The following is a 26,019-nucleotide window of genomic DNA, read 5'->3' on the forward strand; positions in this document are numbered from 1 at the left end:
TGCCTCGATGATTGTCCACGGATAGGCCGTTAGCTAGTGCTAGCGGAAAATCTCACACCTTTTGCGACGAACGTGCATCAAACTGGGCCCTTGGTGGGAAAGTGTGATAGCTAGACGCTGATCTCACCAGCGATGTCGGTCTCGATCCATCGCTTGAGCTCTTTGCCGTGCAGCCCTTGGGAGAGCAGAAAGATTAGCTTGGCATAGAGAGCCTCGAGAGTCATGTCATGGGCGCTGACAGCTCCGCCCTCCGTGAGGGCATGACTTGACTGGTATTGACCCAGTTGGACATCAGCTTGCATGCATTGGGAAGCGACGACGACGGGGGTGCCGGCGGAGATGACATCGAGGATGGCGTCGACGACGCCGGGTTCATCACTGGGGATATTTCCGACTCCGAATGCGCGCAAGATAACGGCTTCGGGCAAAGGGTCGAGGACGGCGCGGAGGCGTCGAGCGCTGATGCCCGGAGATAGATCAACGACGAGGACGTCGTGACGCTGGTATGGGCCGGGGTTGAGCCAACCGCAACCCGTCGACTCATTCTCGACCCATTGCCACGGTGCTCCGGTGCGCGCTAATTGTGGGACGGCCGGCGAATCGAACCCGTTATAGGCCCACGAGGAGAGTTTCGTGACGCGATTGCCACGCAGCAGTTTGTGGCCAAAGAAGACCGCGACCCCATTGAGGCGCCCGCTCGTGGCGGCTCGCAGCGCTCCCGTGACGTTTGGCGCAGCATCTGTTCCGACGACTCCCAATGAGTACTGTGCTCCGGTGACGACGACCGGCTTGCCGAACTCTGTGAGGGCGTAGGACAGCGCTGCTGAAGTGTAGGCCAAGGTGTCGGTTCCGTGAAGAACAATAAAAGAGTCGGCGTCGTCGCGGTACTTCCACAGGTCGTCGACAATTCGGCGCCAATCATCGGGAGTGGCGTTGGCCGAATCAATGAGATGCTCGAAACTTTGAGTCTCGAAAGCTCCGGCGAGTTCGGTGCCAGATAGTAACTGGGTAAGCCACCCTGTCAGATCAGCACCCGGAGCCAAACCGTCAGGAGTGGATACCATACCCAAGGTTCCGCCGGTGTAGAGAATGTGGGTTTGCATGGTTTACATCCCTTCGTCGCTCGGAACCACGTTGTCGAGCAGGTCAGGCTTGATCTTGTCACGCACCGCGTACCACCCGGCGACCATGGCTATTGCGACAATGGCGAACAGGGCTAACGTCCAGCGCCCCGATTTCGAGGTGAGGTTCGACAGTACGACGATCAGCAGGAAGGCCAGCGAGACGTAGTTCGTGACCGGAGCACCCGGCATGCGGTATTCCGGTCGGGTCTCCTCGCCCTCCTTGACCGCGCTTACGAAACGAGTATGTGACAACAGCACCATCGCCCACGTGCCGGCGATACCGATGCCGGCGAGGTTCATGACGATCTCGAACGCACTATCGGGGAGGAAGGCGTTGAGGGCGACGCCCAGCAGGCCAAGGGCAGCGGTCATGGCGATGCCGCCGGAAGGCACGTGGTGACGGTTGAGCTTGGCTGCGGCCTTTGGAGCTTCGCCGGCCACCGCCAGCGACCTCAAGGTGCGCCCCGTTGAGTACAGGCCGGCATTGAGAGAGCTGAGGGCGGCCGTCAGAACGATGACCTGGATGATGTCGCCAGCATAGGGAATTCCAATTCCGGTGAAGAAGGTGACAAACGGGGACTCATTGGTCGAATAAGCAGTGTATGGCAGCACGAGCGCCATCAGAATGATTGAACCGACGTAGAACACGAAAATACGCAGGATCATTGAGTTGATGGCCTTGGGCAAGATCTTGCTCGCGTCCTTGGTCTCGCCTGCTGCCACGCCGACCATCTCGGTGCCGCCGAAGGCGAAGATCACTCCCAACGTGAGCGCAAAGACCGGCGCCAGGCCAGCGGGGAAGAACCCGCCATGTCGAGTGATGTTGTGAAATCCTGCCGTATAGTTGCCAACCCGGGCGCCCGCGACAATGGCCCAGATAGCCGCGATCATGAATAGGACGATGGCGGTCACCTTGATGGCAGCGAACCAGAATTCAGCCTCGCCGAACATCTTCACGCTCAGCATGTTGAGGGCAAACACAACGCCGAGGGCGATGAGCGCTAGCACCCATTGCGGGACGGAACGTAGGGCCGTCCAGTAGTGCAGGTACAGCGCCACTGCGGTGATGTCGGCCATTACCGTCACAGACCAGTCGAGGAAGAAGAACCATCCGGTGGCGTAGGCGCCCTTCTCGCCCATGAACTCACGCGCGTAGGACACGAAGGCACCCGAGGATGGGCGACGAATGGCCATTTCACCGAGGGCTCTTACCATGAGGAAGGCGAAAATGCCGCAGACGGCGTAGCTGATTGCCAATCCGGGGCCGCCTTGGGCAATGCGTCCGCCGGTCCCTAGGAACAGGCCGGTGCCGATTGAGCCGCCGATGGCGATCATCTGCAGGTGCCTATTCCTTAAGGCCTTGTTGTAGCCACTATCCCCCTTGTCAACGGTGGTGCTGGTCTGCGGGGTAACAGGATTACCTTCCTGCATGGGAACCTCCTCGTGACGATAGCGCCCCGGTCTAGCACGGGAATGCTAGCGCCGCGACAGGGCCACTCTGCACTGAGGATAAGTAGCTTTACAACCGGATCAAAAAGAGTGGGACGGTTGAATTATCAGCGTCACCGTGTGGTAAGGCCCCGTCCGATGAGGCGGACCATCCCGACGTCACAGACCCAGCTGATCGAAGTCGCAGGATCGGGGGCAAGGTGTCAAAGAAACGAAGGAGAAAGGATAGCGACGAGAAATCGACGGTCTATGTTCTGGCCGTTTCAGAACATAGACCGTCGATCGAAAACGGTGTTGAATTTGTGTGGGGTAGATACCTGGTTAGGTGCTCCCGAAACTAGGACTGGGTATCGTCAGGCAAGGTCCAATCCTGGGTAGAGCGGGAAGTTACCCAGCAACTCGTCGGCAGCGTCATGGACCCTCTGAGCCACTCCGTCCGTAATGTGGTATTTGGCCTTGCCAGGCTTGCCAGTGGAGGACGTCAGCGGGGTGGTGGCCTTCAATGTGGTGACGATGAGTTCGGCAACCTGATCGAATTCGTCGGATCCGAATCCGCGAGAGGTCAGTGCCGGGGTGCCGATGCGAATGCCAGAGGTGTACCAGGCGCCGTTCGGGTCGGCCGGGATCGAGTTGCGGTTCGTGACCACGCCTGCGTCCAGCAGGGCGGCCTCAGCCTGGCGCCCGGCCAGTCCGAAGCTCGTGGTGACGTCAAGCAGGTTGATGTGGTTGTCAGTCCCGTTAGTGATGAGCTTGACGCCACGCTTCATAAGCCCCTCGGCCAGGGCCTTCGAATTGTCCGCGACGCGCCGAGCGTAGTCGCGGAAGGCCTGAGTGCGGGCTTCTGCCAAGGCGACGGCCTTGGCAGCCATGACGTGGGACAGTGGGCCACCGAGCACCATCGGGCAACCGCGGTCGACGTCGTCAGCGTAGTCCTTGGTAGTCAGAACCATGCCGCCGCGCGGGCCACGCAGGGACTTGTGGGTTGTCGTCGTCACAATCTGGGCGTGCGGGACAGGGTCCTCGTCGCCGGTGAAAACCTTGCCAGCAACCAGTCCAGCGAAGTGGGCCATATCGACCATGAGCACAGCACCGACTTCGTCAGCAATCTCGCGCATCTTCGCGAAGTTCACCCGGCGCGGGTAGGCGGAGTATCCGGCGACGATGACGAGCGGCTTAAACTCGCGGGCTAGCTCTGCGACCTTGTCGTAGTCGAGCAGACCGGTTTGCGGATCGGTGCCGTAGGAGCGCTGATCGAACATCTTTCCGGAGATGTTAGGACGGAAACCATGAGTGAGGTGGCCTCCAGTGTCGAGACTCATACCGATAGCTCGCTGGTCGTTGAAACGGTGGCGCAGTGTATCCCAGTCTTCCTGGGTCAAGTCGTTGACGGTGCGGGCACTAAACTCGGCTAGAGCTGGGGTTTCGATGTGGTGGGTGAGGATCGCCCAGTAGGCGGTGAGGTTGGCGTCAATACCTGAGTGGGGCTGAACGTAGGCGTGGTCCGCGCCGAACAAAGCGCATGCATGCTCTGCGGCGATCGTCTCGACGGAATCAACGTTCTGGCAGCCAGCGTAAAACCGATGGCCAGCAGTACCTTCGGCGTATTTGTCAGAAAGCCACGTGCCCATGGTCGCCAGTACTGGCAAGGATGCGTAGTTCTCCGAAGCGATAAGCTTGAGGGAGTGACGCTGGTCAGTGAGCTCAGCACGGGTGGCTTCTGCAATCCGCGGCTCGACTTGCGCAATCGCATCGAGCATGGTGCGGTAGGCCGGGGCTAGCTTCTCGGCAATGTCACGGGCGGTGGGATCGACGGCGCTGGTCACGGATGGCTCCTGTCATGACGGGATGGTAGGCACGAATCTACTCGTCCCTGGATCCACTCGTGGGCAGGGACCAAAAGGACGGCGAGCCAGTCAGGCTCGCCGTCCAGTGTGAGTCCGGAATCGATCGATCAGCGCTTCACTCGGGCGGAACCTCCGGCAGCGAGGTTCTCCACCTCGGAGCGGGTAGCCATCGACGTATCGCCGGGAGTTGTCATTGCCAGAGCGCCGTGGGCGGCTCCCCACTCGACGGCCTTCTGCAGACCTCCCGTCTCCATGAGACCAGCCACCAGGCCAGCAGCGAAGGAATCGCCACCACCAACGCGGTCGAGTATTTCTAGGTCGGGGCGTTCCACCGAGCGAACCAAACCGGTGCCCTTGGACCACGCGATAGCTGACCAGTCATTGCGGCTAGCAGTACGTACCTGGCGCAGGGTGGTGGAGACGACGGAAATGTTTGGTAACTCCTCGACGACCTTGTCAATCATGGCAGCATATGAGTCGACGTCGAGGTGGGAGAGGTTCTCGTCGTTGCCCTCCACTTCGAATCCCAGACACGCCGTGAAATCCTCCTCGTTACCGATCATGACGTCGACCAAACTAGCTAATTCGCGATTGACGCGGCGGGCTTCCTCCTGGCCGCCGATCGACTTCCACAGGCTGGGGCGGTAGTTGAGGTCGTAGGAGATGATCGTGCCATTGGCGTGGGCAGCCTCCATGACGGCCTTGGCGGTCTGGGCGCTGGTCTCCGACAGGGCGGTGTAGATGCCGCCGGTGTGCAGCCAACGCACTCCCAATTCTCCGAAGAGACAGTCGAGGTCGATGTCCTCAGCGCGCAGTTGGCTGGCCGCTGTGTGGCCACGGTCCGAGACACCGACGGCGCCGCGAACTCCGAAACCGCGCTCGGTGAAGTTGAGTCCGGTGCGCACCGTGCGGCCGACTCCGTCAGAAGGCACCCAGGTGATGAACTGGTCGTCGACTCCGCCGGCGGTGATGAGGTCGCCGACGAGGTGGCCGACCGGGTCGTCGACCAGACCGGTGATGACGGCGGCACGCTTGCCGAAGACGCGGGACAGGCCACGGCCGACGTTGTACTCGCCACCGCCCTCCCAGACGTCGAAGGATTTAGCGGTGCGGATGCGACGTTCGCGTGGGTCGAGGCGTAACATCACCTCACCAAGGGAGACGATGTCGTAACGGCACCGATCTGCGGGACGAAGTGTGATGCTCATGACTGCTCCTCGACGATGCTGTGGGCACTGCGGGCGGCCTCGCGTGCCAGGTTGGCGATGGTTCGGCTGTCCCGGGCGGCGACGGCGTCGGCCGGGGTGAGCCAGGTGCCTCCGACGGCAGGAATGTTGGGACGGGAGAGGAAGTCCGCCAGGTTGTGCGGCTTGACACCACCGGTGGGAACGAAGCGCAGGTTGGGGAAGGGGCCATCGAGCGACGCGATCGTGGTCGCGCCACCGAAGTTGCCGGCCGGGAAGAACTTGAAGGTGTCCAGTCCCATGTCGATTCCGGCCATGATCTCGGTCGGGGTGATGACTCCCGGCAGGACGGGGATGTCATGGTGACGGCAGCGGTCGACGACCTCGCGGGACAGGCCAGGGGAGACGACGAACGTCGCTCCTGCGCTCACCGCCTCGTCAACCTGACGGGCATTGATGACGGTTCCGGCTCCGACCATGACGCGTCCGTCCTTGGCCATCGACTCGATGGCGGCGGGTGCGGCGTCGGTACGGAAGGTGACCTCGGCGACGGGAAGTCCACCGTCGACGAGACCGTCGGTGACGGCCGGGGCGGTGGCGGCGTCATGGATGACGACCACTGGGATGACGAGATTCGCCAGGACTTTGTCGAGTGCTTCGTTGCTCACTTGTGATCTCCGACGTTGGGGGTTTGTGTCAATTGTTGTTCCGGAGGGGGAGGGGGTGGCGAGGCCTTGCCATCGTTTCCCGTCGATTTTGTCGAAAGCGTGGCAGTCTCTCCGATCCGCTCAAATACTAGCGGCAAGCGCTTGCCGAAGCTGGTCTTGACAGGAATAATGAACGCCACGGACACACGACGAGGGAGTCGGCATGACGAAGGTTGCGCTCATCACCGGAGGAAACCGTGGCATCGGTCTGGCTATCAGCAAGGCCATGCTGCAGCAGGGATACGCGGTGCAGATCCTGTCACGAAGCGAGTTAGCGCCGGAGGTGCTGACGGAGCTGCAAGGTCTAAGCGAGGTTGGTCACACCAGTGGCGACGTCTCCGATCTGACCGCTCATCAGCGATTCATCGGTGACGCACTGGACCGCTGGGGTCGCATCGACGTCCTCGTCAACAATGCCGGCGTGGCTCCGACCAGCCGTGACGACATCCTTGACGCCACCGTCGAGTCCTTTGACCGGGTGCTGGGGATCAACCTGCGCGGGCCCTACTTCCTCACCCAGGCCGTCGCCCGTCAGCTCATCGCCCAACGGGGTGACGGCACCACCGACACCACTGACGGGATCGTCGGGGCTATCGTCAACGTGGCTTCCTGCTCCTCGACGATGGTCAGCTTCAACCGCGGCGAGTACTGCATCTCCAAGGCTGGGGTCTCGATGGCAACCCAGCTCTGGGCCGCGCGACTCGCTCCGGAGGGGATCCTCGTCAATGAGGTGCGTCCAGGCGTCATCGCCACCGAGATGACGGCCGGGGTCAAGGAGAAGTATGACCGCCAGTTCGCCGAGGGGCTCGCGCCGATGCCACGCTGGGGCCGTCCCGAGGACGTCGCTGCAGCTGTCGTCAACCTGGTCATCGGATCGATGAGGTACTCCGTCGGTGAAGTCATCAATGTCGACGGCGGCATGCACATCGCGAGGTTGTGAGATGGACCTGCCCACCATGCACCTTGCCGGGCTCGACGTCCCGGTCGCCAGCGTCAACACCGTCGTTGTCGGGACCGGATCGGCCGGGTATTGTGCGGCAGACCGGCTGGCCCAGTTCGGACAGCACGACGTCCTCGTCATTGCAGACACCATCAATGCCGGAGCCTCGCGAAATGCTGGCTCCGACAAGCAGACCTATTACAAGCTGACCCTGGCCGGAGACGGACCGGACTCGGTGGGAGAGATGGCCCGCATCCTCTTCGACGGGGGAGCGATGGACGGCGACATCGCCCTGACGGAGGCAGCGCTCTCGGCGCGGTGCTTCTACAACCTGGTAGAGGCTGGTGTCGAACTTCCCTAGCGACCGTCACGGACAGTTTATCGGTTACAAGACTGACCACGACCCCCGGCAGCGAGCGACCTCGGTGGGGCCCTTCACCTCGAAGTCGATGGTTGAGCATCTTGAGGAACGGGTGCGCTCCCGGGGGACCGAGATCGTCGGTGGGGTGCGGGTCGTCGACCTCATCGTCGATCGTTCGGGAGAGATCCCTCGCTGCGTCGGCCTTCTCGGGCTGCGGCGTGACGTAGTCGCCGACCAGGGGTGTCCGTTCATTCTGATTGCCGCACGCAATGTCGTCCTGGCCACCGGCGGACCCGCCGGAATGTTCGCCGACTCGGTGTGGCCGCACGGTCAGTGGGGTGCCACCGGTGCCGCCTTGCGCGCCGGAGCCGTCGGCCACAACCTGCCCGAGTTCCAGTTCGGGCTGGCCTCCCTGAGACCTCGTTGGAACGTGTCGGGGACCTATATGCAGGTGGTTCCTGCCTTTGTCTCGGTGGGCCCCGACGGCACCGAGCACGACTTCCTGGCCGAGGTCATCGACGATCCGGGCGCGCTCACCAGCCTCATCTTCCGCAAGGGTTACCAGTGGCCCTTCGACATCGACAAGGTCCATGACGGTTCCAGCCTCATCGACATCCTCACCTACCGCGAGACGGTGATGCGAGGACGTCGGGTCTTCCTCGACTTCCGCATCAACCAGCCGGCTGGGATCCGAATCTGCTTGACGACGAGGCTCGCGGATACCTGGAGTCTGCAGGTGTGCTCGGCTTAGAGACGCCGGTCGAGCGTCTGCAGCACATGAACCAGCCGGCCTACGAGTTCTACCTCAACCGCAATCCGGGTATCGATCTGGCCGCCGATCGCCTCGAGATCGGCGTGTGTGCTCAGCACAACAACGGCGGGATTGACGTCGATCTGTGGTGGCGATCCTCCATCGCCGGCCTGTTTCCGGTGGGAGAGGCTGCCGGAGCCCATGGGGTGGCGCGTCCAGGCGGTGCTGCCCTCAACTCGGCCCAGGTCGGGGCAACGAGGGCAGCCCAGTGGATCGCGGCCCGAGAGCAGGGTGCTGCTCGCGCTGACGAGGGCTGGCAGGAGTTGGCCGGTGATGCTTTGCAGAAGGCGCGGAGCCTTCTCGAGGCAGCCTGTGGACGCGAGGAATCCTCAGGGGTTCTGATCGATGATGTGCTGATGGAGTCCACCCGTGCAATGAGCGACAATGCCGGGCTTGTGCGGTCTCGTCAGGGCCTTGAGGAGCTGGCAAGGAACGTCGCCGAATGGCGTCGTCGGGTTGTCGATGAATGTGTCGTCGACCCGACGAGCAGACGCAGCGTCGACAGGCTCTTCCTGGTCCGTGACATCCTCGACGTCCAGGCCGTTTACGTGGCCGCCATGCTCGACCATCTTGATCATGGGGTGGGCTCGCGCGGATCGGTCCTCTACACCGACCCCGACGGTGATCTGCCGGTCTCATGGTGGAACGACGGCGCCGACCTCGACGTCGAGGAGATCTTCCGGCACCGTCTGGACTCCAAGGCCCATCACGGCGTCACCCAGCGTGTGTCCGTCGACGCCGTTGGGGAGGCCATCCACGCGCATTGGGGTCCGGTGCGTCCCATCCCGACCGAGGACGAGTTCTTGGAGAACGTCTGGAAGACCTACCGGGTCGATCACAACATCCACTGACCGCCCACTCGATGAGGAGACATCGTGGCATCCATCAGAGTTCTCTCCGGCCATGGCCGATACACCGATCCATGGCATCCCTTCGCCGAGGGATCTGCGGCAATCCGCGAGATCCTGGAGGCGGTCGGTCATCGCGTCGAGGTTCGTGACGACGACGTCTCGTGTTTGCAGGAGCTTGACGCCCTGGACCTGGTGGTCGTCAATCTCGGGGGCAACGTCGAGGTGGAGCTCGAACACGACGACGAATGGGCCGCTGCCCAGCATGAATTCGGTCAGTGGATTCGTGGCGGCGGACGAGTGCTGGCTGTCCACACTGCCGCGAATTCCTTCCCGGACTGGCCTGAATGGCCCGCTCTGCTTGGCGGTCAATGGGTGCGCGGTACGAGTTGGCACCCCAAGCGTTGTATTGCGACCTTCGGAAAGGCCCCCGGGGCGGAGGATTATCCGGTTTGGACTGGGCTCGACGTCGTCACCGTCTACGACGAGAGGTACTCAGACCTCGTCGTCCACGAGGGCTCCACTCCGCTCATTCGCCATGAACTCAGTGAGGAGTGGCAGGTGATGGGGTGGGCCCATGGAGACAACGTCATCTATGACGGTATGGGTCATGACGCGAGGTCCTACTCCTCGCCGTCACATCGCAAGTTCCTGATCAACGAGGTGGACTGGCTGCTCAGCTGAGACTCCGAACGGTATGAGGACAGCTGGACAGGAAACGGCCCGGTCGCATGAAGCGACCGGGCCGTTCGTCTCACAGGTGGGGCAGGACGAGTTCCTCGTACCTGGCTGCAAGTCTTTCGACGATCCGGCGAGTTGGCATCGCCCAGACCTCCTCGTTGAAGATCTCGACCTCGACCGGGCCGGTGTAGCCTGCCTCGCTGACCTACTGGGTGATGGTCGGGAAGTCGATGTACCCGTCCCCGGGGAATCCGCGCGAATTCAGGGTCTCGGCGGCCAGGGGCAGGATCCAGTCGCAGATCTGGTAGCTGGAAATGCGTCCCTCCCTGCCGGCACGGGCGATTGACTCGCGGGCCTGCGGATCCCACCACACGTGGTAGGTGTCGACGACGACACCCACCACGTCAGGGGAGAAGGGTGCGGCCATGTCGAGGGATTGCCCCAACGTCGTGAGGACTCCTCGGTCCGCAGTGAACAAGGGATGCATCGGCTCGAGTGCCAGGCGCACCCCGTGGTCGCGTGCAATGGAGACGAGATCGCCAAGCCGATCTGCCACCCGCTGACGGGCAGCGACGATGTCCTTGTCCCCGGTGGGCAACCCACCGACGACCATGACGAGTTCGCTGGCCCCGACGGCTGCGGCCTCCTCGAGAGCCCTGGTGTTCTCGGCGATGGCCCCGGGGAGGGAGTCAGCGTCAGTGCCGGTGAGGAATCCTCCTCGGCACACTGTCGACGCCTTGAGCCCGGCCTCGGAGATGATCCGGGCCGCCTCGTCGTTGCCTACTCCTTGGATCCGGTCGCGCCAGGGGCCGATCCATCCCAGGCCGGCTTCGGCACATGCGGAGGTGCACTCTGCCAGGGTCGCGTGCTTGGCCGTCGCAGTGTTGAGGGACAGCCTCGAGAGGTCACTCATCGCTGGTCCACCACGATCTCGGGGACGTAAACGCGTCGTCCCTCGGCGGCCGACCGCAATCCGAGTTCGGCAAGTTGGACTTCGCGTGCTCCCGACAGCAGGTCGAAGCGGTGCCGACGATCCATCGCGACGTCGGTGAGGTATTCCTCCCACTGTGCCTTGAAACCGTTGTCGAGGCTGCCGGTGGCAGTGGCGGCGTTGTCGGGAACCTCCTGCCACATCGACATGTAGTCATTAGTGTCAGGGATGTCGGGATTCCAGGTCGGGCGGGGGGGGGGTGACCCCGCGGGGCTGGCAGACGCATCCGAACAGGCCTGCGACGGCGGAGCCGTGGGTGCCGTCGATCTGGAACTCGAGCAGTTCGTCGCGGAAGACGCGGGTCGCCCACGAGGAGTTCATCTGCACGATGACTGGGTCCCCGGAGGGTGTGACGACGTTGAAGATGGCGTAAGCGGCATCGTCGGTGTCCGCGTTGTAGATGTTGCCCTGCTCATCCACGCGCTTGGTGATGTGAGTGGCGGTCTGGGAGTAGACGTCCCGGGTCTGTCCGATGATGCCCTCGATGACGTAGTTCCAGTGCGGGTACATGTCGGTCGTCATGCTGCCGCCGTCAGTCTTGTGGTAGTTCCATGACGGTCGCTGGGAGGGAACGTCGGTGCCTTCCCACACCCAGTATCCGAATTCGCCGCGCATGGAGAGGATGCGTCCGAAGAATCCCATGTCGACCAGACGACGCAGCTTCACCAGGCCAGGCAGGTAAAGCTTGTCGTGGACGACGCCGTCAATGATGTTGTGACGGTGTGCCAGCTCCGCCAACTCGATGGCCTCGTCGAGGGTCTCGGCAGTGGGCTTCTCGGTGTAGATGTTCTTGCCGGCCTCGATGGCGGTGCGCAGAGCTCGGTAGCGACGTGACGTCGTCTCCCTGCACTCGGCGTCGACGCCGCAGACCTACCACATGCTGGGAGCTGAGGATTTCGCGAAGATGAAGGACGGAGCGACTTTCATCAACACTGCGCGCGGGGCCATCTGTGATCAGGACGCCCTCATCGCTGAACTGCAGCGCGACCGGATCAGCGCCATCATCGACGTGACCGACCCCGAGGTCAACGCGCCCGACTCCCCATTGTGGACCCTGCCGAACGTCATCCTGACCCCACACGCTGCCGGGTCAATGGGACGAGAGCTTCACCGCCTCGGCGACGGCGCGGTCGATGACCTGGCGAATTACATTTCCGGTGCCCCCGTGGCCGGGGAATTCCCGGTCGGTCAGTACGCGGGGCGTGCCTGATGAAGCGGGACGTGACTTGGGTTAGCGGCAATCTAGTTAGGTGAGGCGGCACATCAGGCTCGGTCGTGGCGGCCGCCGCCGGAGGGAGTTTGAGTTACCTGGCGTGCCAGCGTTACTCGCACGGACTGGCCGCCTAGCCCCGCCGTGTCGACATGCAGAGTCCCGGCCGCGTTTTCGCAGCTGACATCAACGTGGCTATCTGCGGTTTTGACCTTCCAGCTTCCCTCAATAGTTACGGTAAGTGATCCCCTCTTCTGGGTGGGTTCGACGATGACGACCTCCATTTGGTTTGCGCTCTCCCGAGTCTGCACCAGCGCAGGACGGTTAACTGCCACGCCGCCGCAGGTAGCTGGCTTCCAAAAAGCCAAGGTGGTGACGACAGTGGGGTCCTTCGTCAAGAGGGCACCCGCAGAGCGGACGGCCTGGACGGTTGCGTCATTCCGGAGCACGGTGAACGGCTCGACTCCTGGGCGCGTGGCCAGGGCCATCGTGTGGGAACGGCTGGCAGTGGGAAGCAGCGCCCACGCGACTGGACGATCGTGGTGGGTGACGTGCAGGGATGCGTAGGCGCGCTCGATGACCTCGTCAGCCCCCTTGACCTTGCGGGAGGGATTGACGTCGATCCACGTTCCCTTTCTCGTCGCCACATCTGCGGAGAGATCGGTGTCAGTGGCGAAGACGTAACCGCCGACTCCGTCCAGATGGGCCCACCGGGGGTTCTGGAAGGAGGTCGCGGATGAGACCCGGTTGCCGTCGACGAGGAGTTTCGTCGACGAGCTGGCCACCTTGCGGTGCTCGACGACGGTTATGGCCCGCGATGCGTCGGTGGTCACGTCGGTCGTCAGCTCTACCATGGCGTCCTTCAGACCCACCCATAGGCGGCGTGCCTTGAGGGCGGAGTCCTGGGAGGTGATGTGGGACGCGGCGGCAGACCACGACCCCGATGCGAGGCCCCCGGACCATTCGTTGGTCGGGGTCTTGGCCGCCCACGAGGCTCCGACGGCGCGTTTGAGCGGAGTGGAGTCCACCGTCGTCCCCGTCGGTGCTGAGTAGTCGACGGTGGCCCAGTACCCGTCCTCGTACTGTCCCATGTCTCCGGGCAGCAGGAGGTAACGCATTCCCTGGCTGGTCCTGGACGCCCATTCGTTCTCCCCGTTGCCGTACTCGTACCAGGCAATGCGATCCGAACAGTTGGAGACGGTGATTAGCCAGTCCGCGGTGCGGTGGACGAGACGGTCCATGGACGCGAAGTAGCTCGGCGTCGACGACTCCGGGACGGGGCGCGCCTTGGCGGCGGCGTCGAACAGGGAGATGTCGACAAGGGTGGACGGCTCGGACAGGTGATCGAAGGTGTTTCGAGCCATCCAACCGTGCACGATCCCTCGCCACTGTTCGGCGCGGTGTGTCGGCAGGGCATCAGCCATCATGAGCATGGCACGGGCGATCGAGATGCCGTGCATGGCGGCAGACTCGTTGATGCGCGAGATGGATCGGCCGCGCACGTCGTCGAGGATCTGGCCGTTGTACATGACGGGGATGAAGCCGCGTTCGACCTGGTCGTGGAAAGCCTTACGAGCCGATTCGACGATGTCGAACCTCATCCCGGAGACCAGCGGGAAGAGCATTGCCAGTCCGCTGAACAGGACGTCGCCGTAGCCGCCGGTGTAGGGGATGTGGGAGTGCTGGATGAATCCGCCGTCGGCACGGAAACCGTCACCTTCGGTGGTGACGCGCCAGGCGTCAGGCAATCCGTCAACGGCATGACGCAGCCTCTTCTCGTCGCCGGTCGCGATGGAACGGCACATGACGGCACGGGTCAGGTCCATGCGATTCGCGCCTGTCGAGACCACGGGCTGAACGGGGTTGGCAGTGGGCTTGACCGACGCCGGCTGCTGGAACCAGGGGTCGGGGATGAAGTGGTCGATGCCGGCTGCCGCTGCGGACATGACCTCGGGCGGCAGGACGTCGTGCAGGATGCACATGACATCGGCGACAGCTCTTGACGCGCCGTCCTCCCAGTCCCACCAGTTCCCATACTCGTCCTGGGAGGGGTTGTACCGAAGTCGGCAGAAGTCCCTGAGCCCCTCGATGCACGCGGAGAGGATTTCGGGATCCTTGTGGTAGCTGGACCCGGGTGTGGCCCAGGCGCAGGCCATCGACTCGATGGCTCGGGCTGTCTTGGTGATGAAGGGCGACTGCTCCTTGCGGAGGTCTGCCGAGATCAGAACGGTCTGACGGCTCGAGCCGGATACGAGGTCGGTGAGGATCTCGGCGACCTTCCGGTCGGTCTTGGCGATGATCGCTCGGGCACGTGGGTCAGAGGTCCGGGCGGCTCTGCGTCCGGTGATGATGTCGATCCATCGCTCGCACAGCGCCGACCAGCTGTCGGGCCCGGGGGCGGCAATGGCGTCCGTCACTGTGGGAGAAGCGGCGAGCGCCATGGCTGACAGCGCAGATGCGGTGAGGAAGGTTCGTCGAGATGGGGTGCCGAACAAGGGTCACGCTCCTCGGGAGAGGGTGGCAGCACTGCCACACGTACAGGTTTGTTGTCCAGAAACATTACAGGAAAGCGGTTACCATTGTCACCAGTTGGACATCATATTTTTGATCCTCGAATTACGCGACAGTTCGATGGTGAGCGGCAGGGTGTGATGACATGACGCAGAGGAGTCCACTGACCCATTGGGGACGCGAGGACTGGTGCAATCTCGCTGATCGTCTGGTGACGACGGCCATGAGCCATGCAACACCAGGCCACGGGCGGATTGTGATGCCGGGGGAACCGGGCGGACTGGGCCCTGACATCGACGGGCTCGAAGAGTTGGCGTCGTGGTGGGCCGGAGGCGTCGCCGCCGGCGTCGACCAGAGGGCCGAGGATCGCTGGCTGCGACCATCTGAACATTGGCAGGCCGTTGTCGAGGCCTGTTCATTGGCCCTGACGCTCCACTTCACCAAGCCCTGGATCTGGGATCAGCTCTCTCAGCGGACCCAGGAGCAGGCCGTCGAGTGGTTTCAGGACGTGCGCAATCCCGAGATCCCCGACAACAACTGGATCTGGTTCCAGGTCATCGTCGAGACCTTCCTGCGAGGCCTCGGTGCCGACTGGGACGAGGCCCTCGTCCGCGAGCACCTCGAACGTCACGAGGACTGGTACCGCACCGACGGTTGGATCAGCGACGGACCGAGGCGCTGCTACGACCACTATGTCGGATGGGCCATGGAGACTCTGCCGGCCCTGTGGACCCTCATGGACCCGACCTGGGATCTTAGCAGAGACTTCGCCACCGTTCACGGGCCCAGGTTGAGGAGATACCTTGAGGACGTCCCCTTCCTCGTCGGAGCTGATCTGGACGGCCACGGAGGTACCGCTCCTCTCATCCAGGGACGTAGCCTCATCTACCGGTGGTGCACCTGCGCGCCGCTGTGGGCCGGAACCTTCATGGGTGTTTCTCCAGTGTCCCCCCGGACTGACGAGGCGTATCTGCTCGGGAACCGTAAGGCATTTCCTCGATCGAGGAGCGGGCGCTGACGGCATCCTCACCATGGGCTGGTTCGGGGAATTCCGCCCGATGGCCCAGTTCTACTTCGGTGTGGGATCCCCCTACTGGGCCTCCAAGGGGATGCTCGGTCTAGCCCTGCCTGCCGACCACCTGGTATGGGCAGCTGAGGAGGAGGCTCTGCCGGTGGAGAAGGAGGACACCCATCGCCTCATTTCCACGCCGGGATGGATGGTCAGCGGAACGTCAGCCGACGGCGTGGTTCGTGTGCTCAACATCGGTACCGATGGTGAGAACGAGGCAGACCTTGTCAGTGAGGCACCCCTGTACACGTCTCTCGGCTTTTCCACCGTGACGGCCCCAGCACAGGCGGGGGAGTGGACCCTGCAACCTGTTGCCAATGTGGTCGCTCTGCGCGATGCGAAGGGGCGGGTTTCGTGCAGATCGGGCCAGCACGTCGACCGGTTGGAACAGCTCGGGGACGTCCTCGTCGGGCAATCCTCCTGGCAGGTTCACTGGATCAAGGTCGAACCGGATTCCCAAGTGGGCTACGGCGCGCGTGGTGAGTCCGACCTGGGCCCGCGCATCGTGTGTGCCCAGGTCTGTCACCAAGGAATCGAGGTGCGTTGTGCCTGGTTCGACGAGGACGTACCGGTGGCATCCGTCGTCGTGGCCGGGTTGGCCGACTGACCCCGAACAGGGACCGGATTCCTTCCTCGAACCAGTGACGCCGTGGCAGTACAGGCAACGGCTGACGGCTCAGGCGGTCACGGGGCTGTCAGAGGCGACGACCGTCGAGCAGATGGAGACGCCCATGCGGGCAGTGGACCTTACATCGCCCTCGTCGGGCTCGGGATGTGTGGCCCCCATCCGCAGATCGACGTGGCTGACGACTCGGTGACGGTGACCTTCCCGGGACAGCCCGCCGTGAGCCTCAGTCCTCCGATGCACTCCCACGCACCCTCGACGCCTCGTACAGCGCGATCGACGCTGCCACCGAGGCGTTGAGGGATTCGACATCACTGCTGATCGGGATCGACGTCAGCACGTCGCAGGACTGCCGGGTGAGACGGGCCAAGCCCTCTCCCTCTGAGCCGACGACGAGCACCAGCGGGCCGTCCAGACCCGGAGCGGCGGCGATGTCGGAGTCGGCCTCACCGGCCAGCCCGACGATCATCCAGCCAGTCGCAGCGAACTTGCCGAGGGCCTGGTTGAGGTTCGAGGCCATCGCCACCGGTACGCGTGCGGCTGCCCCAGCTGAGGTCTTCCACGCCGCTGCCGTCATCGAGGCCGAGCGACGCGACGGGATGAGCACCCCCTGAGCACCAAAGGCGGCAGCCGAGCGGATGATCGCCCCCAGATTGCGCGGATCGGTGACCTTGTCGAGGGCTACTATGAGCCCACCGTGGTAGGTCTGGTTGCCAGCTGCGATAAGGTCGTCCACGGTCGCGTACTCGTATTCGGGTAGGCGCAGGGCCACTCCCTGATGGTTGGACCCACCTGTCATACGGTCGAGTTCGCCACGAGTGGCCTGCATCAATGCGATGCCATGATCAGCAGCGAAGGTGAGGATCTCCCTCAGCCGCGAGTCATGCTCAGCTCCTTCGGCGACGTAAGCAGTGCGTACTGGAAGGCCGACGTGAAGGGCCTCGAGTACAGGATTGCGACCGATGACCCACTCCGGGCCTGCCCCTTTGGACTTCGCCGGTTTGCGGGCCGCGGCGCGGGCCAACCTCTCCTGCTTGGCCTTATACGCCTTGTGGTAAACGCGGTCCTCCGCCTTGGGGGTGGGGCCTCGGCCTTTGAGAGCCTTGCGGCCTCGTCCGCCAGAGCCAACAGCCGAACTCTTGCCCTTGTGCCCTGCGCCGCGCCGCTGAGAATTTCCTGCCATGTCAGTCTCCTTGTCAGCTCAGCGACCAATGGGCGCCAGCGGGGGTGTCCTCGATCGTCAATCCAAGGTTTGTCAAGGTGTCGCGGATGGCGTCAGCTGTAGCCCAATCCTTGCGGGCACGAGCCTCGGCACGCTGCTCCAGCATGGCATGCACCAAGCCGTCAACGACCGGCTCTAACCGGTCGTCGCTGCCTGCGACGTCGGCCCACTCGGGGGCCTGCGGATCGAGTCCAAACACCGCGAGCATTGCCTTTACACGGGCCAGGTGGTGACGGGTGGCCTCGACATCGCAGGTCGACACGGACTTATTGCCCTCGGTGATCTGGCTGAACAGGGCCGCTACCGCCTGTGGAGTGCCTAGGTCGTCATCCATCGCCGTAACGAATGCCGCCGGCAGCTCTTGCGACGCCGTCACCTGCTCGCCGACGAGGTCGCCGGCTCGGTCCAGAAAGGAATCGATGCGTTCGATGGCCTTAGTGGCCTCATCCAGAGACCCCTTGGTGCCTTCGTCAGCGGGGCTGAACTCGATCATGGAGCGATAATGCGGGGCCAACAGAAAGTACCTGACGGCGCGTGGGCTGTAGGCCTTGGTGACCTCAGTCACCTGGGCAGTATTGCCCAGGGACTTACTCATCTTCTCCCCGGACATCGTCACCCAGGCGTTGTGCATCCAGTAACGGGCGAAGGGACGACCCGCCGCTGCCGACTGAGCTAGCTCATTTTCATGGTGAGGGAACCGCAAGTCGATGCCGCCACCGTGAATGTCGAAGGTCTCACCCAGATACTTCCCGGACATCGCCGAGCACTCCAGGTGCCAGCCCGGCCGACCCCGTCCCCACGGGGACATCCACGACGCTGTTTCGGGCTCGTCCTCCTTGTGACCCTTCCATAGTGCAAAATCCCGCGGGTCGCGTTTGCCACGCGGGTCGGAATCTTCGGCTGGGTTCATCTCGTCGACACGCATCCCGGACAACTCCCCGTAACGGGGCCAGGCCCGAACATCGAAGTAGACGTCACCAGAACCGTCGGGGGCGGGATAAGCGTGACCTTTGTCGATGAGGGTCTTGACCAACTCGATCATCTCCGGGATGTGGCCGGTAGCCCGAGGCTCATAGGTCGGTGGACGGCATCCCAACGCCTTGTACGCCGCATGAAGCTCGTTTTCGTAGTGGTAGGCGTGGGCCCACCACGGGGTGCCAGTAGCGGCGGACTTTGCGAGGATCTTGTCGTCAATATCGGTGACGTTGGCGACGACGGTCACCTGGTAGCCAGAACACTCCAGCCAGCGCCGTAGGACGTCGAAGACAACCTCCTTGCGGATGTGGCCCAGATGCGGACTGGACTGCACCGTCATGCCACAGTGGTAAATCGACACCTGACCCTCGCGAAAGGGTTCGAAGGTCTCGATGCCGTGGGTAGCGGTGTTGTAAAGCTTAAGCGTCACGCTCCCAGGTTACCGGTGGTCCCCGACCCATCGCCTACCATGGCCGTATGGCCGAGATCCGCAAACACAAACCGTCGTCCAGCCCCATCGCCCGGGCTTTGGAGGCCGCAATGGGTGAATCCATCAAGCCGGTTGTCCCTGGATCGCGCCCCGACAAGGGGGTTGAAGAGCCGGAGACGAAGTCTGAGTCCACCTCATCGGCCGCCGCAACTGCCACCCAGTGGGGGTCCTTCACCGTGACGACGCCACCGAAGCTTTCAGATTAATTGGGTTGATCTAACTTTTCATCCGGGCGCGTAAGGCGTCGATATCGAGACGCGACGCGGACTCCACGTCGACGACCTCAGCATGGGCCTCCCACGGATCGTAGGGGGCGTCCCCCTCTTCATCCTCGACGTATCCGAGTGACGGGTCGTAGACGTTGACCAATTCATGTCCGTTGCGCATTGGAGAACCGTCCACTGGTACGACGGACTCCGTGCTCATGGCCTCGTCAGGCAGCTTGGCGAGGATGTCCCGTACGTAGCCCTGGGCCGCTTCGGCGTGCGGAACTTCCCGCTGTTGACGCTGGGATTCGTACCACCGATAGTCGAGTACCTCGTGGTAAAACTGCGCGAGTTCGCGTTTCCGGGAAAGTTCCGGAGGGATCTGCTGCACGACCGGCTGGAAACACTCAGTGAGCCAGCGGTGAGCTGCGACGGCCTCGTCGTCCCCTTGGAGTCCGTTGCGCGCCCGGAAGGTGTCAAGGTCGTTGAGCAGACGCCGTGCCTGAAATTCCTCGGTGTCTAAGCCAGTTAGACGCAACAAGCGTCGCTGGTGGTGCCCGGCGTCGACAACCTTGGGTTGGATGCGTAGTCGCTGACCGTCCGGTGAGGTCTGGATGTCCAGCTCGGCGACGTCGAAGCCAAGGGCGTTGAGGCGACGCACCCGCGACTCAACCTGGGAGTAGTCGCCGCCGACGAATTCCTCGGCCGCGGTGAGTTCGTTCCACAAGTCGTGATAGCGGTCCTCAATAGTCGTCACCAAGCCCAATGGGTCAAGGGCATCATCGAGCATGTCACCTTCTTCAAGGTCGAGGAACTCGCCATAGAGATTCGTCCGGGCGATCTGTAGGTCGTGTTCCCGCTGCCCGGTGGTCAGGCGATCGTGCAACTCACCGGTCTCCGCATCGACCAGATAGGCGGCGAAGGCCTCGGCGTCGCGTCGGAACAATACATTCGACAGCGAGATGTCACCCCATAAGAAGCCCACCAGATGAAGCCGCACAAGCAGGACGACGAGGGCGTCCAGGAGTCGCATGACGGTTCCTTGACGTACACCAGAATGGAAGAGGGACCTGTAAGGCAACGAGAACCGTAGGTGGCGGGTAAGGATGATCGGTTCCAGCGGCTCACCATTGGGTGCGACGCGGTCAGTGATGACGCCGATGGGCTCGACTGACGGGGTATCGAGCCGCGTGAGGTCGTGTAGCAAGCGGTATTCGTGAATCGCCAGGTGTTCAACGACTTCCTTGGCGGCATAGACATCGTCGCCGATCGTGATGAACCGCACCACGTGACGAGAGATACCCCGGGGCAGCGCGACTAGTCGCTCCTGTGGCCATTGTGCCAGCGGTGTACTCCACGGCAACGGAAGCAGGCGGGAGTCGGGCTTCGCGCTGAGGAAACGGGTCACGGAAATAGTCTGCCACTCGCACTCCGGTTGGGTGGTGTGGGGCCTAGTCAGGGGGGATTCGAGAGGAATTTCAGACAGTCGTGGCCCGATCGAGGGCTTCGGACAGGCAGATCGCGAGGTCATTAACAGGATCGATTCCTGGGCTCATCCGAATCATGGCGTCGGTGACCCCCGCTGCGTCCCGAGCCTCCTGACTCATGGCGGCGTGGGTCATCGTCGCCGGGTGGCAGACCAGGGACTCCACCCCGCCCAGGGATTCCGCGAGGATAAACCCCTTCAGCCCGGTCATAAAAGCCTCGACGGATGCTCGGCCACCGGCCAGTTCGAAGCTCAGCAGGGACTCGAAGTTCTTCTGTTGGCGGGCGGCCAACTCATGGCCGGGGTGGTTGGGCAGGCCAGGCCAATAGACGGCTGTGACGGCCTGGTGACTTTGGAGAATCTCCACCATCCGAGCGGCGTTCGCGCAGTGAGCCTGCATCCTCACACCAAGGGTTCGCAAACCTCGCAAGGTCAGCCAGGAATCCAGCGGGGAGGCCGTCAGCCCCATCATGTTGGCGTGGAAGGCTATCAGGTCGACGTCTTGTTGGTTCGCGGCGACCACCGAGCCGCCGATGACGTCGGAGTGACCGTTAAGGAACTTGGTGTCAGAGGCAATAACGAGATCAGCGTCAAGGCTGAGTGGCTGTTGCAGAATCGGTGAGCAGAAGGTGTTATCGACGGCAACAACGGTGCGCTTCCCAGCAGAGGAGTGCGCTAATTCAGCTGCCGCTGCGATGTCGGTGATGCGCAGTAGAGGGTTCGATGGAGTCTCCACCAAGAGCAGATCAGTAGGAGGCTCCAGAGCGGTGCGCAGGGCGTCAAAATCAGTTTCGTTGACCCAATCGACGCTCAGACGACCAGCGGCGGCCCACGTGTCAAGGATGCGTCAGGTGCCGCCGTAACAGTCGTGCGGAGCGACGATGTGGCCGCCAATCGGTACGAAGGCTTGCAGCACCAGAATTACCGCCGACATTCCTGATGAGGTGACGACAGCTCCTGCGCTACCTTCAAGGGTCGTCAAAGCGTCGGCGAGCAACGCCCGGGTTGGATTGCCTCCTCGCCCGTAGTCAAAGGGCGGGCATTCCCCGAAAGTGTCGTAGAAATAATTCGAGAAGAGGAAGGCTGGCGGGATGACGCTGGAGTGGTCATGGTCTGAACACAACCCGGTCGTCAGTCCCTGCATAGTGGTGGACGTCGGCATGGCCCCTCCTGTCATCGGGTGATTTTGAGGGTAGCCGAGATGAGGCATTGGAAATATTTCGACCAACTTTTGGATTCGCCGTGACGAATTCTCGTGTGAGGCATCCTTATGTATGAAAGTCCCCCACATCGAAATGGAGATGAGCCGATATGGCTGACAACAATACCGCCTCCGCGAAGACCGACTCCACCAAGTCCGACGCCGCAAAGACCGAGAACCTGCTGGAGACGAGGTCCAAGGAGAAGGAGACCCTACCCCCCTCCCCTTTGCACACCGATCACGGCTCGACCCTTATCGCTGAGCAGGTCGTCCAGAAGATCGCTGGCATCGCCTGTCGTGAGGTCCCTGGCGTGCACGCTATGGGCTCGGCTGGGCGCCGTATGCTCAGCTCCATCACCGATCGCATCCCCGGATCGACCACCAATGTGTCGAACGGAGTCCAGGTCGAGAAAGGTGAGCGCCAGTGTGCTATCGATCTATCGGTGGTTATTGAATACGGCTACTCGGTCGTTGAGGTCGCCAATAAACTTCGCGAAACCATCATTGACGCTGTTGAGTACGGCACCGGCCTTGAGGTGGTTGAGGTAAACGTCCAGGTTACCGATGTCTACATCCAGGGTGAGGATGATGACGACGAGCAGCATGCTCAGGCTGCCAACCAGCATAAGAACACCGAGCTTTCTTGAGAGGTCACACTATGAATGCGTCACGCATCGGAGCACTCGTTGGACTGCTGTTGGGTGTGATTGCGGTCTGTGTCGGCGTGTGGCAGACCATCGTCGTCTTCGTGCTGGGGCTACTCGGTCTCATCATTGGCCGGATCATTGACGGCCAGCTCGACGTGCATGACATCTTCGGCAAACCAAGTCAACGGAACCGCTGATGTCCGCCGGCACCACACGCGTACGTTCGGTGCCCTCGCTGGCGGTCCACAACCGTGAGAAGGCTAGTCGTGGAGCCCTGACAGTCACCACAGCGGTTGTCGAGAAGATCGCCGCTCGCGTGGCGGCTCAGAGTGAGGGTTTCGGGGCTCCCATCTCGTCTTTCTTCGGGTCAGGATCGCGTGCCGACTTCGACCGAGGTCCGAAGGTTAGCGCGGTCCTCACCGGTCGTACGGCTGATCTTGAGGTGGAGGTTGCCATTGGCTACCCCGCCCCCGTCCAGGCTCAGTGTGACGATCTTCGAGCCCGATTGACCGAGCAGGTGCCGAAACTGTCCGGTGTGGATATCGGCACGATCGACATCCTGGTAAGCCGGGTCGTCAGTAAGACTTTGACGACGAAGGAGTTGACCTGAGATGAGTAGGCAATACATGTCCCCGCCTCTCATTCGTCGCCCTTCCCGGACGGTTCCGGTGACGATTCTTGCCGTCTTGCTCGTGGCAGCCGGGGTGGTGGCCATCATTGCTGCCATTCAACGACTCCAGCACGGATCCTTGCCGGGATGGTTGGCCTGGGGGCGTGGTCACATGACCACCGTGACATGGCTGAACAGCACTGCTCTGACAGTGGCCATTGTTATCGGCGTCATTGCGCTGCTGTTGCTGATCTGGGCCTTGAAACCTGGGCGGACCTCCGGGGTGCTTCTCGAACCGGGCGAGGGTGCTCCTGACAATCGGGAGGTCGTCATGGACAACTCTGACCTGACAGGTTGGTTGTCTCGCTGGCTTGACGAGGAAGACGGTGTCGCGTCGTCAGCAGTGAAACGCCGCGTCAACACTCTCAGGGTTGACGTCGAGACTGCCGTCAAGGACCCAGAAGTGATGCGAGAGCAGCTCATGACGAGGATCGCTGACCGCGTTGATTCGCTGGGGCTGAAACAGCCCCCGAAGGTGAAAGTGAGGTTGCGATGAGGGGCCGCGCAAATAGAACACGACTCGCCATCGTCGGGATCATCGGTCTGTTGGTGGTTGCGTGGTTCATGCTGGTGCGGTTTAACGTCGCCTCGTCATGGGGATGGCGGCAGCCCAAACCCGATGCTCCTATCATCGACGTGCCGAAGGTATGGCGAACTGACTACGCATCGTGGGCCTTGCTTATCATCGGCGTTCTAGCCGCGGTGATCGGTTTGATTTGGCTGCTGCGCCAGTTTTCGTCGAGCAATCGGGCCCGCACCTACGGCATTAGCCACGAGACGGATCATGGCTCAACGGTGCTGTCCACCGATGCCCTGGGAAGGGCTATCGAGGAGCAGATCGAGGAGTTCCCTGGCGTTAGCAGCGCCAGCGTGAAGTTCTTCGGGGCCCGCGTGGCTCCCGAGATGATGGTTCAGATCGACATTGATGACCGTACCGACGTGAGAAAGCTCGTTGACCGGTTGGAGTCTGAGGTAGCTCGCGACGTCGAGACAACCTTGGATACGAAGTTGGTGCGGTTCGGGACGAAGCTGCGTACCGGGGCCCACGTTGCCGGAATGGGTGTGAGCCACGTCGGTGTGACCGAGGTGCCCAACGTTGATGATTCGGAAGACAGTCTTCCCGCCAGTCTGATGCCGAAACCGACATTCCTTAAGGAGAAGTCCGACCGGGCCAAGCCGAGGACCCGTGAGGGGAAGATGCTCGCCTGAAGTGCGTTCGTGGTCGAGGACACGGAAGTTGGCCTCGACCACTGCTAGCGTCAAGTCATGGTCAGCGGAGTCGACGGTCCCGGTGGCGATGAGGCCGTTCTGGCAGATATTCGCGCTGCTCAGGACGGAGATGCCGGCGCTTACGCTCGCCTCGTTGAATCGTGGGGCGGGCGGCTGTTGAGATTCTGCCACAATAACCTGCCGGCCACGATCGACGCTGAAGATGCTGTCCAGGACGTTCTGCTCACCGCCTGGCAAAAACTGCCTGGCCTCGACGACCAGACCAGGTTCAGAGCGTGGATATACACTATCGCCCGCAATCGGTGCCGAGAAGTTATTAGAAACGCAGGCAGGCGCGCTACCGACCCAGTGCCTCCGGAAGAGGTTGCGGTGAGGATCGGCTCCAAGCAGGATCCAGCGAGGGCTCACACCAGAGATGCCGCAATGATGGCGCTGCGAAAGGGTGTCGCCGGGTTGCCGGATAACCAGCGACGTATCTGGATAATGGCCCAGATAGATGGCCTCGGATATGCCGAGATTGCCGATATTGAGGAATTGCCACTGTCTACCATCCGAGGCCGTTTGGCTCGGGCAAGGGCTACCATCGCGAAGGAAATGGAGCCATGGAGGTGAAGCTCGCGTGTGGTGCGGACATGAACCGTGTCTGGGAGAGAGAGCGACGCAGCCTCCTATCGAACATGAGGTCGAGCGCCCAGTTTGCCAATCCGTGCGCACTGAGGCTTTTAGTGCTGACCAGCTGCGTGACGACACGGTCGCTGAGCACGCGCAGACGAAGGTGGTCGTCGATCCGCTGAAGCTGGAGTCAGCGTGGAGGTCATACAGTGCTGACCTGTCGCCGCGACACTGTGTTGCCAATGACGATGGTGGCCAGGTGGAAGTTCGGGAGACCGTGCTGGCCACGATTGTGCGTAACAGCCTCGCCGACTGCGAGGATGGGAGACTCAATCGGATTCGGTTCTCGGTTCCTCACACCCCGTTGAGACTTCGCATTGGTCTATCCGTCGCACGAGGGATACCGATACCTGATTGCGCCGAGAGAGTGCGCTATCGCATTTCAATGGCGATGACCCGCGAGCTTGGTGGTCGTCCGGAAGCTATCGACATCTTCGTGGAGGATATCCATGTCTGAGTTAGAAAACGACATCATCGTCTCCGGGACGCTGCTGACGGGCGAAAAAGCTGTTGATGACCTAGCGGGGGTCATCGTCACGACAGTCTGTAACACCCCCGGGGTGACGCGACTCGTCAAACCGTGGTGGCGTCGTTTCGGTAATGACGGCCGCTCAGCGATACGGATCAGTGAGGAGGATGGGCACAGTGATGTGGAGGTGGAGGTTACCGTCGACCTGACGGTGCCTATCGTGCAATTAACACAGGATCTTCGTCATCGTGTTTTCACCGCCATTACTCAATCGGGACGCACTCCAGGCAAGGTAGACATTGTCGTCTCCAAAGTTGAGCCCAATAACGAGTGATCTGAACCCATGAAACGCCACGAGGCCCCCGGACATACCGGGGGCCTCGTGGCGTTCATCGA

30 protein-coding genes and 1 pseudogene are annotated in these 26,019 nt (G+C 62.2%); 17 read left to right on the forward strand and 14 right to left on the reverse strand.

Going from position 1 to position 26,019, the window contains the following annotated elements; translation table 11 throughout:
* Positions 1-110: 110 nt before the first annotated feature.
* From LRP59_RS03895 to LRP59_RS03915, 5 genes are all read right to left on the reverse strand, one after another.
* Positions 111-1,103, reverse strand: coding sequence for an asparaginase (locus LRP59_RS03895; RefSeq protein ID WP_002513093.1), 993 nt, complete (start codon positions 1,101-1,103; stop codon positions 111-113).
* A gap of 3 nt (positions 1,104-1,106) precedes the next feature.
* On the reverse strand, positions 1,107-2,555 hold the full coding sequence (locus LRP59_RS03900; RefSeq protein WP_002513094.1) for an amino acid permease: 1,449 nt from the start codon (positions 2,553-2,555) through the stop codon (positions 1,107-1,109).
* Positions 2,556-2,926: 371 nt separating this feature from the next.
* Positions 2,927-4,396, reverse strand: a complete 1,470-nt coding sequence (locus tag LRP59_RS03905) for a glycine hydroxymethyltransferase (protein ID WP_002513095.1) — start codon at positions 4,394-4,396, stop codon at positions 2,927-2,929.
* Between the two features lie 128 nt (positions 4,397-4,524).
* Positions 4,525-5,625, reverse strand: a complete 1,101-nt coding sequence (locus LRP59_RS03910; protein WP_002513096.1) for a sugar kinase — start codon at positions 5,623-5,625, stop codon at positions 4,525-4,527.
* Complete coding sequence (locus LRP59_RS03915) at positions 5,622-6,269, reverse strand: bifunctional 4-hydroxy-2-oxoglutarate aldolase/2-dehydro-3-deoxy-phosphogluconate aldolase (protein ID WP_002513097.1); 648 nt, start codon at positions 6,267-6,269, stop codon at positions 5,622-5,624. The genes LRP59_RS03910 and LRP59_RS03915 overlap by 4 nt, the downstream gene beginning before the upstream one ends.
* Positions 6,270-6,471: 202 nt before the next feature.
* Here LRP59_RS03915 and LRP59_RS03920 point away from each other — a divergent pair, with 202 nt between their 5' ends.
* The 5 genes from LRP59_RS03920 to LRP59_RS03940 are packed head-to-tail and all read left to right on the forward strand — an operon-like array spanning position 6,472 to position 9,952.
* Positions 6,472-7,248: a 3-ketoacyl-ACP reductase gene (locus LRP59_RS03920; RefSeq protein WP_002513098.1), complete on the forward strand. Its 777-nt coding sequence runs from the start codon at positions 6,472-6,474 to the stop codon at positions 7,246-7,248.
* 1 nt (position 7,249) lies between these two features.
* The gene (locus LRP59_RS03925; RefSeq protein ID WP_002513099.1) at positions 7,250-7,609 is read left to right on the forward strand and encodes a hypothetical protein; all 360 of its coding nucleotides are present in this window, start codon (positions 7,250-7,252) and stop codon (positions 7,607-7,609) included.
* Positions 7,593-8,360, forward strand: a complete 768-nt coding sequence (locus LRP59_RS03930) for an FAD-binding protein (protein ID WP_002513100.1) — start codon at positions 7,593-7,595, stop codon at positions 8,358-8,360. Before LRP59_RS03925 ends, LRP59_RS03930 begins: the two co-directional genes overlap by 17 nt.
* A complete protein-coding gene (locus LRP59_RS03935) occupies positions 8,348-9,271 on the forward strand; it encodes an FAD-binding protein (protein ID WP_002513101.1) in 924 nt (307 codons plus the stop codon). Before LRP59_RS03930 ends, LRP59_RS03935 begins: the two co-directional genes overlap by 13 nt.
* A gap of 24 nt (positions 9,272-9,295) precedes the next feature.
* The gene (locus LRP59_RS03940) at positions 9,296-9,952 is read left to right on the forward strand and encodes a ThuA domain-containing protein (protein ID WP_002513102.1); all 657 of its coding nucleotides are present in this window, start codon (positions 9,296-9,298) and stop codon (positions 9,950-9,952) included.
* A 202-nt stretch (positions 9,953-10,154) separates the two neighbouring features.
* Here the strand turns inward: LRP59_RS03940 and LRP59_RS03945 are convergent, their stop codons facing one another.
* The 3 genes from LRP59_RS03945 to LRP59_RS03955 are packed head-to-tail and all read right to left on the reverse strand — an operon-like array spanning position 10,155 to position 11,678.
* On the reverse strand, positions 10,155-10,862 hold the full coding sequence (locus tag LRP59_RS03945) for a sugar phosphate isomerase/epimerase (RefSeq protein WP_002513103.1): 708 nt from the start codon (positions 10,860-10,862) through the stop codon (positions 10,155-10,157).
* Positions 10,859-11,089, reverse strand: a complete 231-nt coding sequence (locus tag LRP59_RS03950; RefSeq protein ID WP_002513104.1) for a hypothetical protein — start codon at positions 11,087-11,089, stop codon at positions 10,859-10,861. The genes LRP59_RS03945 and LRP59_RS03950 overlap by 4 nt, the downstream gene beginning before the upstream one ends.
* A 13-nt stretch (positions 11,090-11,102) precedes the next feature.
* Positions 11,103-11,678: a Gfo/Idh/MocA family protein gene (locus LRP59_RS03955; protein WP_054249196.1), complete on the reverse strand. Its 576-nt coding sequence runs from the start codon at positions 11,676-11,678 to the stop codon at positions 11,103-11,105.
* A gap of 139 nt (positions 11,679-11,817) precedes the next feature.
* Between LRP59_RS03955 and LRP59_RS03960 the strand changes: the two genes are divergently transcribed.
* Positions 11,818-12,150: an NAD(P)-dependent oxidoreductase gene (locus tag LRP59_RS03960; protein WP_002513106.1), complete on the forward strand. Its 333-nt coding sequence runs from the start codon at positions 11,818-11,820 to the stop codon at positions 12,148-12,150.
* 53 nt (positions 12,151-12,203) lie between these two features.
* Here the strand turns inward: LRP59_RS03960 and LRP59_RS03965 are convergent, their stop codons facing one another.
* Positions 12,204-14,645, reverse strand: coding sequence for a polysaccharide lyase 8 family protein (locus tag LRP59_RS03965; RefSeq protein ID WP_002513107.1), 2,442 nt, complete (start codon positions 14,643-14,645; stop codon positions 12,204-12,206).
* 161 nt (positions 14,646-14,806) lie between these two features.
* On the opposite strand from LRP59_RS03965, the gene LRP59_RS03970 reads away from it, so the two are divergent.
* A complete protein-coding gene (locus tag LRP59_RS03970) occupies positions 14,807-15,679 on the forward strand; it encodes a DUF2264 domain-containing protein (RefSeq protein WP_002521170.1) in 873 nt (290 codons plus the stop codon).
* Positions 15,594-16,337 (forward strand): DUF2264 domain-containing protein, encoded by a 744-nt coding sequence (locus LRP59_RS03975; RefSeq protein WP_251781799.1) that lies wholly within the window; start codon positions 15,594-15,596, stop codon positions 16,335-16,337. Before LRP59_RS03970 ends, LRP59_RS03975 begins: the two co-directional genes overlap by 86 nt.
* Before the next feature lie 69 nt (positions 16,338-16,406).
* On the opposite strand, the gene LRP59_RS03980 is transcribed toward LRP59_RS03975, so the two are convergent.
* From LRP59_RS03980 to cysS, 3 genes are read right to left on the reverse strand one after another with little or no spacing between them, the layout of a single operon-like run.
* Positions 16,407-16,598 carry a hypothetical protein gene (locus LRP59_RS03980; protein ID WP_002513110.1) on the reverse strand — a complete coding sequence of 64 codons (192 nt, stop codon included), beginning with the start codon at positions 16,596-16,598 and terminating at the stop codon, positions 16,407-16,409.
* Positions 16,582-17,538: a 23S rRNA (guanosine(2251)-2'-O)-methyltransferase RlmB gene (gene rlmB / locus LRP59_RS03985; protein WP_002513111.1), complete on the reverse strand. Its 957-nt coding sequence runs from the start codon at positions 17,536-17,538 to the stop codon at positions 16,582-16,584. The genes LRP59_RS03980 and rlmB overlap by 17 nt, the downstream gene beginning before the upstream one ends.
* A gap of 13 nt (positions 17,539-17,551) precedes the next feature.
* Entirely contained in the window at positions 17,552-18,982 is a 1,431-nt protein-coding gene (cysS, locus tag LRP59_RS03990; protein ID WP_002513112.1) for a cysteine--tRNA ligase, read from the reverse strand.
* 47 nt (positions 18,983-19,029) lie between these two features.
* Here cysS and LRP59_RS03995 point away from each other — a divergent pair, with 47 nt between their 5' ends.
* Positions 19,030-19,248 carry a hypothetical protein gene (locus tag LRP59_RS03995; RefSeq protein ID WP_002521172.1) on the forward strand — a complete coding sequence of 73 codons (219 nt, stop codon included), beginning with the start codon at positions 19,030-19,032 and terminating at the stop codon, positions 19,246-19,248.
* 10 nt (positions 19,249-19,258) lie between these two features.
* On the opposite strand, the gene LRP59_RS04000 is transcribed toward LRP59_RS03995, so the two are convergent.
* Both LRP59_RS04000 and LRP59_RS04005 read right to left on the reverse strand, forming a co-directional pair.
* Positions 19,259-20,656 (reverse strand): DUF4032 domain-containing protein, encoded by a 1,398-nt coding sequence (locus LRP59_RS04000; protein ID WP_002513114.1) that lies wholly within the window; start codon positions 20,654-20,656, stop codon positions 19,259-19,261.
* Between the two features lie 70 nt (positions 20,657-20,726).
* Positions 20,727-21,878 (reverse strand): annotated as a pseudogene (locus LRP59_RS04005) (trans-sulfuration enzyme family protein).
* Positions 21,879-22,045: 167 nt separating this feature from the next.
* Between LRP59_RS04005 and LRP59_RS04010 the strand changes: the two are divergent.
* The 8 genes from LRP59_RS04010 (at position 22,046) to LRP59_RS04045 (ending at position 25,957) form a co-directional block, all read left to right on the forward strand.
* The gene (locus LRP59_RS04010; RefSeq protein ID WP_002513117.1) at positions 22,046-22,582 is read left to right on the forward strand and encodes an Asp23/Gls24 family envelope stress response protein; all 537 of its coding nucleotides are present in this window, start codon (positions 22,046-22,048) and stop codon (positions 22,580-22,582) included.
* Positions 22,583-22,593: 11 nt separating this feature from the next.
* Positions 22,594-22,779 carry a DUF2273 domain-containing protein gene (locus LRP59_RS04015; RefSeq protein ID WP_002513118.1) on the forward strand — a complete coding sequence of 62 codons (186 nt, stop codon included), beginning with the start codon at positions 22,594-22,596 and terminating at the stop codon, positions 22,777-22,779.
* Complete coding sequence (locus tag LRP59_RS04020) at positions 22,779-23,192, forward strand: Asp23/Gls24 family envelope stress response protein (protein ID WP_002513119.1); 414 nt, start codon at positions 22,779-22,781, stop codon at positions 23,190-23,192. The genes LRP59_RS04015 and LRP59_RS04020 overlap by 1 nt, the downstream gene beginning before the upstream one ends.
* A gap of 1 nt (position 23,193) precedes the next feature.
* On the forward strand, positions 23,194-23,748 hold the full coding sequence (locus LRP59_RS04025) for a DUF6286 domain-containing protein (RefSeq protein ID WP_002528927.1): 555 nt from the start codon (positions 23,194-23,196) through the stop codon (positions 23,746-23,748).
* Positions 23,745-24,461 carry an alkaline shock response membrane anchor protein AmaP gene (amaP, locus tag LRP59_RS04030; protein WP_002513121.1) on the forward strand — a complete coding sequence of 239 codons (717 nt, stop codon included), beginning with the start codon at positions 23,745-23,747 and terminating at the stop codon, positions 24,459-24,461. The genes LRP59_RS04025 and amaP overlap by 4 nt, the downstream gene beginning before the upstream one ends.
* 57 nt (positions 24,462-24,518) lie before the next feature.
* A complete protein-coding gene (locus tag LRP59_RS04035) occupies positions 24,519-25,094 on the forward strand; it encodes an RNA polymerase sigma factor (RefSeq protein WP_002513122.1) in 576 nt (191 codons plus the stop codon).
* 94 nt (positions 25,095-25,188) lie between these two features.
* Positions 25,189-25,611 carry a hypothetical protein gene (locus LRP59_RS04040; protein WP_002513123.1) on the forward strand — a complete coding sequence of 141 codons (423 nt, stop codon included), beginning with the start codon at positions 25,189-25,191 and terminating at the stop codon, positions 25,609-25,611.
* Positions 25,604-25,957, forward strand: coding sequence for a hypothetical protein (locus LRP59_RS04045; protein ID WP_002513124.1), 354 nt, complete (start codon positions 25,604-25,606; stop codon positions 25,955-25,957). Before LRP59_RS04040 ends, LRP59_RS04045 begins: the two co-directional genes overlap by 8 nt.
* Positions 25,958-26,019 lie beyond the last annotated feature (62 nt).

This window comes from Cutibacterium sp. 37298 (assembly GCF_023838685.1).
Classification (GTDB): Bacteria; Actinomycetota; Actinomycetes; order Propionibacteriales; family Propionibacteriaceae; genus Cutibacterium; species Cutibacterium acnes.

What these genes read in the sequence shown, in the direction of transcription:
- LRP59_RS04025 (WP_002528927.1), top strand. Translation starts at nt 23,194, where the DNA reads ATGAGTAGGCAATACATGTCCCCGCCTCTCATTCGTCGCCCTTCCCGG.
- LRP59_RS04010 (WP_002513117.1), top strand. Translation starts at nt 22,046, where the DNA reads ATGGCTGACAACAATACCGCCTCCGCGAAGACCGACTCCACCAAGTCC.
- LRP59_RS03925 (WP_002513099.1), top strand. Translation starts at nt 7,250, where the DNA reads ATGGACCTGCCCACCATGCACCTTGCCGGGCTCGACGTCCCGGTCGCC.
- LRP59_RS03910 (WP_002513096.1), bottom strand. Translation starts at nt 5,625, where the DNA reads ATGAGCATCACACTTCGTCCCGCAGATCGGTGCCGTTACGACATCGTC.
- LRP59_RS04035 (WP_002513122.1), top strand. Translation starts at nt 24,519, where the DNA reads ATGGTCAGCGGAGTCGACGGTCCCGGTGGCGATGAGGCCGTTCTGGCA.
- amaP (WP_002513121.1), top strand. Translation starts at nt 23,745, where the DNA reads ATGAGGGGCCGCGCAAATAGAACACGACTCGCCATCGTCGGGATCATC.
- rlmB (WP_002513111.1), bottom strand. Translation starts at nt 17,538, where the DNA reads ATGGCAGGAAATTCTCAGCGGCGCGGCGCAGGGCACAAGGGCAAGAGT.
- LRP59_RS03900 (WP_002513094.1), bottom strand. Translation starts at nt 2,555, where the DNA reads ATGCAGGAAGGTAATCCTGTTACCCCGCAGACCAGCACCACCGTTGAC.
- LRP59_RS04015 (WP_002513118.1), top strand. Translation starts at nt 22,594, where the DNA reads ATGAATGCGTCACGCATCGGAGCACTCGTTGGACTGCTGTTGGGTGTG.
- LRP59_RS03970 (WP_002521170.1), top strand. Translation starts at nt 14,807, where the DNA reads ATGACGCAGAGGAGTCCACTGACCCATTGGGGACGCGAGGACTGGTGC.
- LRP59_RS03995 (WP_002521172.1), top strand. Translation starts at nt 19,030, where the DNA reads ATGGCCGAGATCCGCAAACACAAACCGTCGTCCAGCCCCATCGCCCGG.
- LRP59_RS03945 (WP_002513103.1), bottom strand. Translation starts at nt 10,862, where the DNA reads ATGAGTGACCTCTCGAGGCTGTCCCTCAACACTGCGACGGCCAAGCAC.
- LRP59_RS03895 (WP_002513093.1), bottom strand. Translation starts at nt 1,103, where the DNA reads ATGCAAACCCACATTCTCTACACCGGCGGAACCTTGGGTATGGTATCC.
- LRP59_RS03920 (WP_002513098.1), top strand. Translation starts at nt 6,472, where the DNA reads ATGACGAAGGTTGCGCTCATCACCGGAGGAAACCGTGGCATCGGTCTG.
- LRP59_RS04020 (WP_002513119.1), top strand. Translation starts at nt 22,779, where the DNA reads ATGTCCGCCGGCACCACACGCGTACGTTCGGTGCCCTCGCTGGCGGTC.
- LRP59_RS03950 (WP_002513104.1), bottom strand. Translation starts at nt 11,089, where the DNA reads ATGTCGATGTGGCAGGAGGTTCCCGACAACGCCGCCACTGCCACCGGC.
- LRP59_RS03960 (WP_002513106.1), top strand. Translation starts at nt 11,818, where the DNA reads ATGCTGGGAGCTGAGGATTTCGCGAAGATGAAGGACGGAGCGACTTTC.
- LRP59_RS04045 (WP_002513124.1), top strand. Translation starts at nt 25,604, where the DNA reads ATGTCTGAGTTAGAAAACGACATCATCGTCTCCGGGACGCTGCTGACG.